This window comes from Escherichia sp. E13S3, from assembly GCF_004212325.1.
In the GTDB taxonomy this organism is placed as follows: Bacteria; Pseudomonadota; Gammaproteobacteria; order Enterobacterales; family Enterobacteriaceae; genus Escherichia.
The window spans coordinates 1-12,073 of the sequence record NZ_RHJR01000003.1; the positions used below are offsets into that span (position 1 = coordinate 1).

16 protein-coding genes are annotated in these 12,073 nt (G+C 51.7%); 9 read left to right on the forward strand and 7 right to left on the reverse strand.

Annotated features, from left to right (window positions below; genetic code table 11):
* Positions 1-80: 80 nt before the first annotated feature.
* A complete protein-coding gene (gene gmhB, locus D9597_RS02980) occupies positions 81-653 on the reverse strand; it encodes a D-glycero-beta-D-manno-heptose 1,7-bisphosphate 7-phosphatase (protein ID WP_097751265.1) in 573 nt (190 codons plus the stop codon).
* Between the two features lie 187 nt (positions 654-840).
* On the opposite strand from gmhB, the gene metN reads away from it, so the two are divergent.
* The 7 genes from metN (at position 841) to D9597_RS03015 (ending at position 7,305) form a co-directional block, all read left to right on the forward strand.
* Positions 841-1,872, forward strand: a complete 1,032-nt coding sequence (gene metN, locus D9597_RS02985) for a methionine ABC transporter ATP-binding protein MetN (RefSeq protein WP_000593990.1) — start codon at positions 841-843, stop codon at positions 1,870-1,872.
* Positions 1,865-2,518 (forward strand): methionine ABC transporter permease MetI, encoded by a 654-nt coding sequence (locus tag D9597_RS02990; protein WP_001294600.1) that lies wholly within the window; start codon positions 1,865-1,867, stop codon positions 2,516-2,518. The genes metN and D9597_RS02990 overlap by 8 nt, the downstream gene beginning before the upstream one ends.
* Before the next feature lie 39 nt (positions 2,519-2,557).
* Positions 2,558-3,373: a methionine ABC transporter substrate-binding lipoprotein MetQ gene (metQ, locus tag D9597_RS02995; RefSeq protein ID WP_000874224.1), complete on the forward strand. Its 816-nt coding sequence runs from the start codon at positions 2,558-2,560 to the stop codon at positions 3,371-3,373.
* Between the two features lie 117 nt (positions 3,374-3,490).
* Positions 3,491-3,895: an Rcs stress response system protein RcsF gene (gene rcsF / locus D9597_RS03000; RefSeq protein ID WP_001202329.1), complete on the forward strand. Its 405-nt coding sequence runs from the start codon at positions 3,491-3,493 to the stop codon at positions 3,893-3,895.
* Positions 3,892-4,599, forward strand: a complete 708-nt coding sequence (tsaA, locus tag D9597_RS03005) for a tRNA (N6-threonylcarbamoyladenosine(37)-N6)-methyltransferase TrmO (protein WP_130221591.1) — start codon at positions 3,892-3,894, stop codon at positions 4,597-4,599. Before rcsF ends, tsaA begins: the two co-directional genes overlap by 4 nt.
* 110 nt (positions 4,600-4,709) lie before the next feature.
* Entirely contained in the window at positions 4,710-6,428 is a 1,719-nt protein-coding gene (proS, locus tag D9597_RS03010; protein ID WP_001260707.1) for a proline--tRNA ligase, read from the forward strand.
* A gap of 52 nt (positions 6,429-6,480) precedes the next feature.
* Positions 6,481-7,305: a YaeF family permuted papain-like enzyme gene (locus D9597_RS03015; protein ID WP_130221592.1), complete on the forward strand. Its 825-nt coding sequence runs from the start codon at positions 6,481-6,483 to the stop codon at positions 7,303-7,305.
* Between the two features lie 154 nt (positions 7,306-7,459).
* On the opposite strand, the gene nlpE is transcribed toward D9597_RS03015, so the two are convergent.
* The 3 genes from nlpE to D9597_RS03030 are packed head-to-tail and all read right to left on the reverse strand — an operon-like array spanning position 7,460 to position 9,148.
* Positions 7,460-8,170 (reverse strand): envelope stress response activation lipoprotein NlpE, encoded by a 711-nt coding sequence (gene nlpE / locus D9597_RS03020; RefSeq protein ID WP_130221593.1) that lies wholly within the window; start codon positions 8,168-8,170, stop codon positions 7,460-7,462.
* A gap of 13 nt (positions 8,171-8,183) precedes the next feature.
* Positions 8,184-8,606, reverse strand: a complete 423-nt coding sequence (gene arfB / locus D9597_RS03025; protein WP_130205042.1) for an alternative ribosome rescue aminoacyl-tRNA hydrolase ArfB — start codon at positions 8,604-8,606, stop codon at positions 8,184-8,186.
* The gene (locus tag D9597_RS03030) at positions 8,603-9,148 is read right to left on the reverse strand and encodes a YaeQ family protein (protein ID WP_001185282.1); all 546 of its coding nucleotides are present in this window, start codon (positions 9,146-9,148) and stop codon (positions 8,603-8,605) included. Before D9597_RS03030 ends, arfB begins: the two co-directional genes overlap by 4 nt.
* Before the next feature lie 165 nt (positions 9,149-9,313).
* Here D9597_RS03030 and D9597_RS03035 point away from each other — a divergent pair, with 165 nt between their 5' ends.
* Together D9597_RS03035 and rof are read left to right on the forward strand one after the other, a co-directional pair.
* Entirely contained in the window at positions 9,314-9,514 is a 201-nt protein-coding gene (locus tag D9597_RS03035; protein WP_000417058.1) for a YaeP family protein, read from the forward strand.
* Positions 9,501-9,761: a Rho-binding antiterminator gene (rof, locus tag D9597_RS03040; RefSeq protein ID WP_000062312.1), complete on the forward strand. Its 261-nt coding sequence runs from the start codon at positions 9,501-9,503 to the stop codon at positions 9,759-9,761. The genes D9597_RS03035 and rof overlap by 14 nt, the downstream gene beginning before the upstream one ends.
* 48 nt (positions 9,762-9,809) lie before the next feature.
* On the opposite strand, the gene tilS is transcribed toward rof, so the two are convergent.
* The 3 genes from tilS to D9597_RS03055 all read right to left on the reverse strand — a co-directional run bounded on the left by tilS (position 9,810) and on the right by D9597_RS03055 (position 11,981).
* A complete protein-coding gene (gene tilS / locus D9597_RS03045; protein ID WP_130221594.1) occupies positions 9,810-11,108 on the reverse strand; it encodes a tRNA lysidine(34) synthetase TilS in 1,299 nt (432 codons plus the stop codon).
* A 64-nt stretch (positions 11,109-11,172) separates the two neighbouring features.
* On the reverse strand, positions 11,173-11,562 hold the full coding sequence (locus D9597_RS03050) for a VOC family protein (RefSeq protein WP_130205038.1): 390 nt from the start codon (positions 11,560-11,562) through the stop codon (positions 11,173-11,175).
* A 164-nt stretch (positions 11,563-11,726) separates the two neighbouring features.
* Positions 11,727-11,981, reverse strand: a complete 255-nt coding sequence (locus D9597_RS03055; protein WP_130205036.1) for a DUF4282 domain-containing protein — start codon at positions 11,979-11,981, stop codon at positions 11,727-11,729.
* Between the last annotated feature and the right edge of the window lie 92 nt (positions 11,982-12,073).

The window sequence follows — 12,073 nt, forward strand, 5'->3', positions numbered from 1 at the left end:
TGGAGGCGCATTATAGGGAGTCGGCTCAGGAAGACAAGCGGAAAAATGCATTTTTATTTCAACCGCTCATCTTTTAGTCATTACGCCGATTTTTGCTGCTTTTTTATCGCTTGCGGCAGGTCTGCCAGGCTATTTAACACCCAATCCGCCGCGTTTTCTGCTTCAGGCGTAATAGGTTTACCCGTACGCACCAGCACTTTTGTTCCCACGTTCGCCGCAGCCGCTGCCTGCATATCTTCTAATTTATCGCCCACCATATAAGAAGCGGCCATATCAATATGCAAATAATCGCGTGCTGACAAAAGCATCCCCGGATGTGGTTTGCGGCAATCGCAGACCTGGCGAAACTCTTCGACACTACCCTGCGGATGATGCGGGCAATAATAGATACCATCCAGATCGACATCTCGGTCCGCCAGCGACCAGTCCATCCACTCGGTCAGCGTTTCAAACTGTGCTTCAGTAAATTTACCGCGAGCAATGCCAGACTGGTTGGTTACTACCACCAGCGCAAAGCCCATTTTTTTTAGCTCGCGCATGGCGTCAATAACACCGTCGATAAATTCAAAGTTGTCGATCTCATGGACATAGCCGTGATCGACATTAATGGTGCCATCACGGTCAAGAAAAATTGCGGGTACGCTCTTCGCCACCTTTTATAGCTCCTTAATAAGGCATGTGACGCTAGTATCGCATGTTTCGACCTGCAAGAAAGTGCTCTTCGCATAAACCTGATTGATTTAGACGTCTGGATGCCTTAACATCCATTTCATTGACGGCGTTGCCCGTTTCAGGCATTCGAAATGCCACGACTAACTTAATGACGATAATAAATAATCAATGATAAAACTTTCGAATATCACCAAAGTGTTCCACCAGGGCACCCGTACCATCCAGGCGTTGAACAACGTCAGCCTGCATGTGCCAGCTGGACAAATTTATGGCGTTATCGGTGCCTCAGGCGCGGGTAAGAGTACGCTTATACGTTGTGTAAACCTGCTGGAGCGCCCAACCGAGGGTAGCGTGCTGGTCGATGGCCAGGAACTGACCACGCTGTCAGAATCCGAGTTGACCAAAGCTCGCCGCCAGATTGGTATGATTTTCCAGCATTTTAACCTGCTCTCTTCGCGTACTGTTTTTGGCAACGTGGCTCTGCCGCTGGAGCTGGACAACACACCGAAAGACGAGATCAAACGTCGCGTGACGGAATTGCTGTCATTGGTTGGTCTTGGCGATAAGCATGATAGCTATCCGTCGAACCTTTCCGGTGGGCAGAAACAGCGCGTGGCAATTGCCCGTGCGTTAGCCAGCAATCCCAAAGTATTGCTGTGTGATGAAGCCACCAGCGCGCTGGACCCGGCAACGACACGTTCTATTCTCGAACTGCTGAAAGACATCAACCGCCGTCTGGGTTTGACGATTCTGTTGATCACTCACGAAATGGACGTTGTGAAGCGCATTTGTGATTGCGTGGCGGTCATCAGCAATGGCGAACTGATCGAGCAGGACAAGGTAAGTGAAGTGTTCTCGCATCCGAAAACGCCGCTGGCGCAGAAATTTATTCAGTCGACCCTGCATCTGGATATCCCGGAAGATTATCAGGAACGTCTGCAAGCGGAGCCGTTCACTGACTGCGTGCCGATGCTGCGTCTGGAGTTTACCGGTCAGTCGGTCGATGCCCCACTGCTTTCTGAAACCGCGCGTCGTTTCAACGTCAACAACAACATTATTAGCGCGCAGATGGATTACGCCGGTGGCGTTAAGTTCGGCATCATGCTGACTGAAATGCACGGCACACAACAAGATACGCAAGCCGCCATTGCCTGGCTGCAGGAACACCATGTAAAAGTAGAGGTACTGGGTTATGTCTGAGCCGATGATGTGGCTGCTGGTTCGTGGCGTATGGGAAACGCTGGCAATGACCTTCGTATCCGGTTTTTTTGGGTTTGTGATTGGTCTGCCGGTTGGTGTTCTGCTTTATGTCACGCGTCCGGGGCAAATTATTGCTAACGCGAAGCTGTATCGTACCGTTTCTGCGATTGTGAACATTTTCCGTTCCATCCCGTTCATTATATTGCTGGTATGGATGATTCCGTTTACCCGCGTTATTGTCGGTACATCGATTGGTTTGCAGGCAGCGATTGTTCCGTTAACCGTTGGCGCAGCGCCGTTTATTGCCCGTATGGTCGAGAACGCTCTGCTGGAGATCCCAACCGGGTTAATTGAAGCTTCCCGCGCAATGGGTGCCACGCCAATGCAGATCGTCCGTAAAGTGCTGTTACCGGAAGCGCTGCCGGGTCTGGTGAATGCGGCAACTATCACCCTGATTACCCTGGTCGGTTATTCCGCGATGGGTGGTGCAGTCGGTGCCGGTGGTTTAGGTCAGATTGGCTATCAGTATGGCTACATCGGCTACAACGCGACGGTGATGAATACGGTACTGGTATTGCTGGTTATTCTGGTTTATTTAATTCAGTTCGCAGGCGACCGCATCGTCCGGGCTGTCACTCGCAAGTAACGTTCAACACAACATAAATAACTGAAGAAGGAATAAGGTATGGCGTTCAAATTCAAAACCTTTGCGGCAGTGGGAGCCCTGATTGGATCACTGGCACTGGTAGGCTGCGGTCAGGATGAAAAAGATCCAAATCATATTAAAGTCGGCGTGATTGTTGGTGCCGAACAGCAGGTTGCAGAAGTCGCGCAGAAAGTTGCGAAAGACAAATATGGCCTGGACGTTGAGCTGGTAACCTTCAACGACTATGTTCTGCCAAACGAAGCATTGAGCAAAGGCGATATCGACGCCAACGCCTTCCAGCATAAACCGTACCTTGATCAGCAACTGAAAGATCGTGGCTACAAACTGGTCGCAGTAGGCAACACTTTTGTTTATCCAATTGCTGGCTACTCCAAGAAGATCAAATCACTGGATGAATTGCAGGATGGTTCGCAGGTTGCCGTGCCAAACGACCCAACTAACCTTGGTCGTTCACTGCTGCTGCTGCAAAAAGTGGGCTTGATCAAACTGAAAGATGGCGTTGGCCTGCTGCCGACCGTTCTTGATGTTGTTGAGAACCCAAAAAATCTGAAAATTGTTGAGCTGGAAGCACCGCAACTGCCTCGCTCTCTGGACGACGCGCAAATCGCTCTGGCAGTTATCAATACCACCTATGCCAGCCAGATTGGCCTGACTCCAGCGAAAGACGGTATCTTTGTCGAAGATAAAGACTCCCCGTACGTAAACCTGATCGTGACGCGTGAAGATAACAAAGACGCAGAGAACGTGAAGAAATTCGTCCAGGCCTATCAGTCTGACGAAGTTTACGAAGCAGCAAACAAAGTGTTTAACGGCGGTGCAGTTAAAGGCTGGTAATTTTTAGGCTGTTTCCACAATTTGTAATATCATTCAGGACGGGCGCTTGCCCGTCTTGTCATTTTTACAAGCGCCTGATTCAATATTGACGTTTTGATCATACATTGAGGAAATACTATGCGTGCTTTACCGATCTGTTTAGTAGCACTCATGCTAAGCGGCTGTTCCATGTTAAGCAGATCCCCTGTCGAACCCGTTCAAAGCACTGCACCCCAGCCGAAAGCGGAGCCTGCAAAACCGAAAGCGCCGCGCGCCACGCCGGTCCGAATTTATACCAATGCAGAAGAATTAGTCGGCAAACCGTTCCGCGATCTCGGTGAAGTCAGTGGCGACTCTTGCCAGGCCTCTAATCAGGACTCTCCGCCGAGCATTCCAACCGCACGTAAGCGGATGCAAATCAACGCCTCTAAAATGAAAGCCAATGCTGTATTACTGCATAGCTGCGAAGTCACCAGCGGTACGCCAGGCTGCTATCGTCAGGCTGTATGTATCGGCTCTGCGCTTAACATTACGGCGAAATGAGCAGTTTCCAGTTCGAGCAAATAGGCGTTATTCGCTCGCCCTATAAAGAAAAATTCGCCGTTCCGCGCCAGCCAGGTCTGGTAAAAAGCGCCAACGGCGAACTGCATCTCATTGCTCCCTACAACCAGGCCGATGCCGTTCGCGGCCTGGAAGCGTTCAGCCATTTATGGATCCTTTTCGTCTTTCATCAAACGATGGAAGGCGGCTGGCGTCCGACTGTGCGTCCACCGCGCCTCGGCGGTAACGCCAGAATGGGGGTTTTCGCAACACGCTCTACTTTCCGCCCTAACCCAATTGGTATGTCGCTGGTAGAGCTGAAAGAGGTTGTTTGCCATAAAGACAGCGTGATTCTGAAGCTCGGCAGTCTGGATCTGGTCGATGGTACGCCGGTAGTGGATATCAAACCGTATCTCCCCTTTGCCGAATCGCTTCCCGATGCCAGCGCCAGCTATGCGCAAAGTGCACCAGCGGCAGAAATGGCGGTGAGTTTTACCGCAGAGGTCGAAAAGCAGCTTTTGACACTGGAGAAGCGTTATCCGCAGTTAACGCTGTTTATCCGCGAAATACTGGCGCAGGACCCGCGCCCGGCCTATCGTAAAGGTGAGGAAACGGGTAAAACCTATGCCGTCTGGCTGCATGATTTTAACGTTCGCTGGCGCGTCACCGACGCAGGTTTTGAAGTCTTTGCGCTGGAACCGCGTTAAATTCACGCCCTTCTCTTTTGACATTTCTTTTGCACTGGTAAACTAAATCACTTTTTTTGTCCCAGGCTCGCCTTGAGCCTGTTCTACCTTCCAACTGGAACCGTAACAACATGCGTACTAGCCAATACCTGCTCTCCACTCTCAAGGAGACACCTGCCGACGCCGAGGTGATCAGCCATCAGCTGATGCTGCGCGCCGGGATGATCCGCAAGCTGGCCTCCGGGTTATATACCTGGCTGCCGACCGGCGTGCGCGTTCTGAAAAAAGTCGAAAACATCGTGCGTGAAGAGATGAACAACGCCGGTGCGATCGAGGTGTCGATGCCGGTGGTTCAGCCAGCCGATTTGTGGCAAGAGAGTGGTCGTTGGGAACAGTACGGTCCGGAACTGCTGCGTTTTGTTGACCGTGGCGAGCGTCCGTTCGTACTCGGCCCAACTCATGAAGAAGTTATCACTGACCTGATTCGTAACGAGCTTAGCTCTTACAAACAGCTGCCGCTGAACTTCTATCAGATCCAGACCAAGTTCCGCGACGAAGTGCGTCCGCGTTTCGGCGTCATGCGTTCCCGCGAATTCCTGATGAAAGATGCTTACTCTTTCCATACTTCTCAGGAATCCCTGCAGGAAACCTACGATGCAATGTATGCGGCCTACAGCAAAATCTTCAGCCGCATGGGGCTGGATTTCCGCGCCGTACAGGCCGACACCGGTTCTATCGGCGGCAGCGCCTCTCACGAATTCCAGGTGCTGGCGCAGAGCGGTGAAGACGATGTGGTCTTCTCCGACACCTCTGACTATGCAGCGAACATTGAACTGGCAGAAGCTATCGCGCCGAAAGAACCGCGCGCTGCTGCTACCCAGGAGATGACGCTGGTTGATACGCCGAACGCGAAAACCATCGCGGAACTGGTTGAACAGTTCAATCTGCCGATTGAGAAAACGGTTAAGACTCTGCTGGTTAAAGCGGTTGAAGGCAGTAGCTTCCCGCTGGTTGCGCTGCTGGTGCGCGGTGACCACGAGCTGAACGAAGTTAAAGCAGAAAAACTGCCGCAGGTTGCAAGCCCGCTGACTTTCGCGACCGAAGAAGAAATTCGTGCCGTGGTTAAAGCCGGTCCGGGTTCACTGGGTCCGGTAAACATGCCGATTCCGGTGGTGATTGACCGTACCGTTGCGGCGATGAGTGATTTCGCTGCTGGTGCTAACATCGATGGTAAACACTACTTCGGTATCAACTGGGATCGCGATGTCGCTACCCCAGAAATTGCGGATATCCGTAACGTGGTGGCGGGCGATCCAAGCCCGGATGGTCAGGGTACGCTGCTGATCAAACGTGGTATCGAAGTTGGTCACATCTTCCAGCTGGGTACCAAGTACTCCGAAGCACTGAAAGCCTCCGTACAGGGTGAAGATGGTCGTAACCAAATCCTGACGATGGGTTGCTACGGTATCGGGGTAACGCGTGTGGTAGCTGCGGCGATTGAGCAGAACTACGACGAACGCGGCATCGTATGGCCTGACGCTATCGCGCCGTTCCAGGTGGCGATTCTGCCGATGAACATGCACAAATCCTTCCGCGTACAGGAACTGGCCGAGAAACTGTACAGCGAACTGCGTGCACAAGGTATCGAAGTGCTGCTGGATGACCGCAAAGAGCGTCCGGGCGTGATGTTTGCTGATATGGAACTGATCGGTATTCCGCACACTATTGTGCTGGGCGACCGTAACCTCGACAACGACGATATCGAATATAAATATCGTCGTAACGGCGAGAAACAGTTAATTAAGACTGGTGACATCGTCGATTATCTGGTGAAACAGATTAAAGGCTGATGCCAGAAAGGGTCCTGAATTTCAGGACCCTTTTTTACATGGATTGTATAAAATGGATAAACCAAAGGCGTACTGCCGCCTGCTTCTCCCCTGCTTTCTTTTACTTTCGGCCTGTACCGTTGATATCAGCCAGCCAGACTCATCAGCCACAGCGGTAGATGCCGAGGCGAAAACATGGGCTGTCAAATTCCAGCATCAAAGCTCCTTCACCGAACAAGCAATAACTGAAATAACGGAACCTGACCTCAAACCCGGCGATTTACTGTTCTCCTCAAGCCTTGGGGTTACCTCATTTGGTATCCGCGTCTTCAGCACTTCCTCTGTGAGCCACGTTGCAATCTATTTGGGAGATAATAATGTTGCAGAAGCGACAGGCGCTGGCGTCCAGATTGTTTCCCTTAAAAAAGCGATGAAGCATAGTGATAAGCTTTTCGTCTTACGAGTTCCGGATCTTACCCCGCAGCAAGCCACAGAAATCACCGCGTTCGCCAACAAAATTAAAGATAGCGGTTATAACTATCGCGGCATTGTCGAGTTCATTCCGTTTATGGTGACCCGCCAGATGTGTTCACTAAATCCTTTTTCCGAGGATTTTCGTCAACAGTGCGTCAGCGGCCTGGCGAAAGCGCAGTTAAGCAGTGTGGGCGAAGGAGACAAAAAGTCGTGGTTTTGTTCGGAATTTGTCACTGATGCATTTGCCAAAGCCGGGCATCCGCTTACGCTGGCGCAATCAGGCTGGATTAGCCCTGCCGATCTGATGCATATGCGTACTGGCGATGTCTCTGCGTTTAAGCCAGAAACGCAGTTACAGTATGTTGGGCACCTGAAGCCAGGGATTTATATCAAGGCGGGTCGCTTTGTTGGGCTGACTCAGTGATAAAAGCCAGCCTCGTGCGCAAAATGCCGGATGCGGCGTGAACGCCTTATCCGGCAAACAAATCGTGCTAATTCAAAATATTGCATTGTATGCTTTAGGCCTAATAAGCGCAGCGCATGAGGCAATTTTTCGTTTGTTTCTGTCTCAAGACGGGTTACAGCCCCAAACTACTGCAATCCTTGTTCGGGTAAAATTTACCCGCCGTATCGGGCGCTAATACTTTGGTCGGCGCACCGGTATCCGGATTAGCCTCCAGCGTAAAGTGACCTTCAACTGACAGTAACACCGGTTTTTCACTGTTACCCCGCGCAGCCAGGTAGCCACGCTCCAGCTCTGCGTTATTCGCCACCATAAAACGTTTTCCGGTCGCGCAATCAGTAAAGGTCGCCGCATCAGCCATATAGAAATACATACCACGCAGGGTCATCGGCGTCATTGGCATGCTCGATTTTGCCGGTTCCAGCGTGTAGTTGAACTGCGATTCAATGGGATTACCTTCACGATCGAGCATCTCCAGTGCATCCCCTTTCGCTCGATAATATGACTTTTCACCTTTGCTGTCGGTTAATACCAGCTTGTCGGCAGTTCGCGCCCATGTACCGTAGGAGGCAAAGGATGAAGGCTCTTCACGAGCGCCAAGATAGCGTTCGTTCATCACCCAGGTTCCATCTTTTTCGAGGAACAGAGAGGTTTCGATCCCTTCGCAATCGGCACACGGCAGCACGCCGCGCCAACTTTGCGGCATCGGTTTCAGTTCGGCAGCCTGCGCCGGAGAAAGCGTATCGACTTCGGCCCGATTGTTACATCCCATCAGAGTAAAGAGGCTGATTACAGCCATCGCTGTCACTATCGCTTTTCTCACCATCCATTCCTTCTTTTTACTCCCGACCGCTGCGCACTTTGCCGCGCATCGCCTTCACGCTTGATTTTTGTGCCTTCGATGCCAGCCTGCGCTCTTTTGATGCGCGGGTGGGCCGCGTGGGTCGTCGGGCTTTTTGTTCTGTTGTTAATTCTTTAATCACTGCCACCAACCGGGCCAGCGCCGCTTCGCGGTTGAGCTCCTGACTACGGTATTCCTGCGCCTTAATGACAATCACGCCATCGCTGCTGATTAAATGATGGCTGGCGGCGAGCAGGCGCTCTTTGTAATACTCTGGCAGGCTGGACGCCCGAATGTCAAAACGCAGATGAATGGCCGTTGAGGTCTTATTGACATGCTGCCCACCCGCGCCCTGTGCACGAATAGCAGTGATCTCAAGCTCGTCATCGGGGATAGCAACATGTCGGGAAATCACAATCATGAAGGTTGTTGCCAGGCGGTTAAGTTCACTTCCAGATTATTCTTATCATCCGATAACCAGATCACGCCATCCTGAATCGTTGCCTGCAGCGTCATGGTACGATCGGCAAAGGCGCTCACTTTCGCCAGCTGCTCGTCGTCCAGATACCAGACGGAAAGATTGGCAAACTGCGCACATTTGCTCTGATTTTGCTGCCACCAGATTTGCGCCGCCCGACTATTATAGGCAAACAGCGCCACTTCTGCGGCCTGGGTGCAGGCTTTCTTAATCCGTCGCTCATCCGGCAGCCCCAGTTCAATCCACAAATCAATGCCCAGGTGATCGTTACGCAGCCACGCTTCCGGCTCATCATCGGCACACAAACCTCGGGTAAATTGCAGACGTTCATCAGCATATTTCAGCCACGCCAGCAGGCGCAGCATCATGCGCTCCTGGGTTTCTGAAGGATGGCGCGCCAGCGTCAGAGAGGCATCGAGAAACTGGTTGCGGTCGAGATCGGCCACATTAACCGTCGCTTTATAAATTGTCGCTTTAAGCGCCATAAGAAAACTCCTTTCGAATCAGGAGGCCATTGTAACGGAATACGTGCAGTTGCGGCGCTGATATTGCAGAAATGAGTGTGGTATAGTCACCTTGCGAAACAGAGTTTATCTTCGTAGGCTTAGACTTGCATCCACGGTTAAGTCAGAGTGCTGACAGGAGGGCATGTGGAAAAATATTGTGAGTTAATACGCAAGCGGTACGCGGAAATCGCCAGCGGAGACTTAGGATACGTTCCGGACGCGCTGGGCTGCGTTTTGAAAGTGCTGAATGAAATGGCTGCCGACGACGCCCTTTCTGAGGCTGTCAGGGAAAAAGCAGCATACGCTGCGGCAAACTTACTGGTGAGCGATTATGTCAATGAATGATACGTATCAACCAATCAATTGTGATGATTACGATAATCTTGAGCTCGCCTGCCAGCATCATTTAATGCTGACACTTGAGCTGAAAGATGGCGAAAAATTGCAGGCGAAGGCCAGCGATTTAGTCTCCCGCAAAAATGTGGAGTATCTGGTCGTCGAGGCCGCTGGCGAAACCCGCGAGCTACGTCTGGATAAAATTACCAGCTTTAGCCACCCGGAAATCGGTACGGTGGTAGTGAGCGAGTCCTGATTGACTTTCGCCGGATGCGACGTTTGAAGCGTCTTATCCGGCTTTCACTTAACTAAGCGTTTTCTGCCAGACAAAACTTACGCCCTTCTCACCTTCAGCCACACCTTCTTGCGTCACAAATACCCCTGCCGCCGCAATCAGCGTTTCGCCATAAAACAGCAGCGGCGTGGTGTCACGCAGCCACGGCGGTACGCCCAATTCCTGCCAGATTTTCTTTAGCTTACGCCCGCCGTTGCGCCCGACAATATGTAGCAATCCTGGCGCTTTAAAACGCACGCTGACCGCTTCGTCTGCACGTGGAGGGCGAATTTCCCCGCCCGCAGTAAGCTGCACGCTGCCTAGCCCCGCCGGTAATTCCAGCGGCTGTTGCCACGCCTGCCACGGTACAATGGTTTCGCTTTGCCCGGCGACGGATTTAATCCACCACAATTGCGACTGATAGCGGCGGATTTCAAACGCGCCAAAACGTAAACAGGGGGAAGCATCTTCCCGCGCCAGCGCCACTTCCTGCCAGATCCGCACCAGCGCGTCGCGGGAAGGCATTGGGGCATTCAGCCCTGCCAGCCAGCGGCGGATAATCGCGGCGCGACGGGCATCACTCATCGCCAGCATTGGCGCAATCTGCAGCGTCCTTTGCGGCGTTTGGCAGTGCGCTAAATCATCCGCCAGCAGTTCATCCAGCAGGCTCTCTTGTTCGGCGCAAAGTGCGGCACTTCGGGCCGTCGCTTCGGCAAAATGTGGCCAACGCTGCTGCAATAACGGCACCACGCGCAGGCGCAGGAAGTTACGATCGTAGGAATCGTCCTGATTACTTTCGTCTTCAATCCAGCGTAAACCATGCGCCAATGCCCACTGCGCCAGTTCTCCCCGCGTACGGGCGAGCAACGGACGGATAAGCCGCGTTCCGGCAAACTCCGAGACTTCCCCCATAGCCGAAAGCCCGGCGGGGCCGCTTCCGCGTTTTAGCGCCAGCAGAAAGGTTTCACATTGATCGTCAAGATGTTGCGCTGTGACCAGCACTTCGCCAGGTAACAAGGTGCGGGCAAATGCCTGATAACGCGCCTGCCGCGCCTGGGCCTCAATGCCTAACCCCTCTTGCGCAAGCTGCACACGCTCAACCACCAGCGGCACCTGCCACTGCTGGCAGATATTTTCACAATGTTTCACCCAGGCATCAGCATTGGCACTTAACCCATGATGCACATGGATAGCGCGCAAAGCGACGCCCGGATTTTCCGCCCGCCACTGCACCAGTTGATGCAGCAGAACGGTAGAGTCAAGCCCGCCGCTAAAGGCCGCCAGAATCTGGCGTGAGGTGAGAAGTTGTGTATTCAGTGTGAGTGTCATGATAGCGCGATTTTACAGTAGCGATGCCCGGCACGTTACCGGGCAAATGCAGTAATGACAAGCCTTACTGCTCATACAGTTCCAGCGGCAGTCCGTCAGGGTCGTTAAAGAACGTGAAGCGTTTTTGCGTGTATGGATCGACACGTATCGCTTCACATTTCACGTTATTGCTTTCCAGGTGCGCCACTGCCGTATCGATATCATCAACGCTAAAAGCCAGATGGCGCAGGCCGCAGGCTTCCGGTCGACTGGGTCGTTGCGGCGGAAACGGAAATGAGAAAAGCTCAATCACGTACTGCCCGTTAAGTGCCAAATCCCCTTTCCACGAATCTCGCGCTTCACGATAGACTTCGCTTTGCAACGTGAAGCCGAGAATGTCGCAGTAAAAAGCTTTGCTCACCGCATAATCCGTCGCAATAATCGCAATATGGTGAACCTGTTTTAACCCCAACATAGAATCTCCTGCATTGATATGATACGCACGTGCATCGCTATATATTGATAATACGCACAAATTACAGGAAAGATGAATCAGACATTTACACTGACTTTAAAACAACATCTCAAACGCCTGTAATAGCGGTTGAGATGCGGTTTGGTGAAGCGCTTTGCGGGAGATTACTCTGCGCTATTCTTGCTAACACTCTCGGCAATGCGGCGCAAATATTCGTTATTCTTAAACGCTATCATAATTAATTCGAAAGTCATACGACAGCTTATAAGACCAATGACGGTATAAGCTAACCCTAAGATAATGTTTCCGCTAAATATGGAGAAGACACCGCCTATCAGTGTCAGCACCATAGCCAGCCAGTAAAAAAACACCAGAACACGCGGCATAAGAAGATGATCAAATCCTAAAATTGCTTTCATATTTTATCCTTAAAAATTCTATGAGATTGATAAATTTATATTATTTTTGACCACTGTGTATATTGGTATATGCCTCCGAAATCGGAGTTATC